Genomic DNA, 1,231 nt, shown 5'->3' with positions numbered 1-1,231 from the left:
ATCTCGGACAGCAGCGCACGGCCCACGGTGGTGTCCACCAGGGAAATGAACGGCGTGAATTCACCCGTTGCCTTGTCCAGCGTGTACTGCTGCAGTCGCACGCTGATCTTGGCGGTGATCTCGACCGCGCCGTTGTCCAGCGCGCGTTGCAGCTCAGCCAGGTCGGCAAAGATCATGCCCTCGCCCTTGGCGTTGATGCGGTCGCGGGTGGCGTAGTACAGACCCAGCACCACGTCTTGCGACGGCACAATGGACGGCTCACCAGAAGCGGGGAACAGGATGTTGTTCGAGGCCAGCATCAGGGTGCGGGCTTCGATCTGGGCTTCCACCGACAGCGGCACGTGCACAGCCATCTGGTCACCGTCGAAGTCGGCGTTGAAGGCCGCGCAAACGAGCGGGTGCAGCTGAATGGCCTTGCCTTCAATCAGGATGGGTTCGAACGCCTGGATACCCAGGCGGTGCAGCGTGGGCGCGCGGTTGAGCATCACCGGGTGCTCTTTGATCACCTCTTCCAGAATGTCCCACACCACCGGCGTGCCGGTTTCCACTTCTTTCTTGGCGGCCTTGATGGTGGTCGCAATGCCACGCTGCTCCAGCTGGGCAAAGATGAAGGGCTTGAACAGCTCCAGGGCCATCAGCTTGGGCAAACCACACTGGTGCAGTTTGAGCGTGGGGCCCACGGTAATGACCGAACGACCCGAATAGTCCACGCGCTTGCCCAGCAAGTTCTGGCGGAAACGACCGCTCTTGCCCTTGATCATGTCGGCCAGCGACTTGAGCGCGCGCTTGTTGGCACCGGTCATGGCCTTGCCACGGCGACCGTTGTCCAGCAGCGAGTCCACCGCTTCTTGAAGCATCCGCTTTTCGTTGCGCGCGATGATCTCCGGGGCCTTCAATTCCAGCAAACGGCGCAGGCGGCTGTTGCGGTTGATGACGCGGCGGTACAGGTCGTTCAGGTCGGAGGTGGCGAAGCGGCCACCGTCCAGCGGCACCAGCGGACGCAGGTCGGGCGGCAACACAGGCAGCACGTCCAGCACCATCCACTCGGGCTTGATGCCCGACTTCTTGAAGGCTTCCAGCACTTTGAGGCGCTTGGCGTTCTTCTTGATCTTGAGCTCGGAGCCGGTCAGGTCGTTGCGCAGCTTGTCGATCTCGATTTCGAGATCAATCGCCTGCAGCAATTCCTTGATGCCTTCGGCGCCCCTCTTGGCAATGAATTCGTCGCCAAACT

Annotated in this window: 1 pseudogene; it reads right to left on the bottom strand. The window is 61.7% G+C overall.

From position 1 onward, the window contains the following. Positions 1-1,231 (bottom strand): annotated as a pseudogene (locus Q7J58_RS19455) (DNA-directed RNA polymerase subunit beta'); the annotation flags it as partial.

It is taken from the genome of Hydrogenophaga sp., assembly GCF_030656115.1.
Lineage (GTDB): Bacteria > Pseudomonadota > Gammaproteobacteria > Burkholderiales > Burkholderiaceae_C > Hydrogenophaga.
Note: the sequence above shows the minus strand (reverse complement) of the source record. Positions and strands in the feature narration are given on the sequence as shown.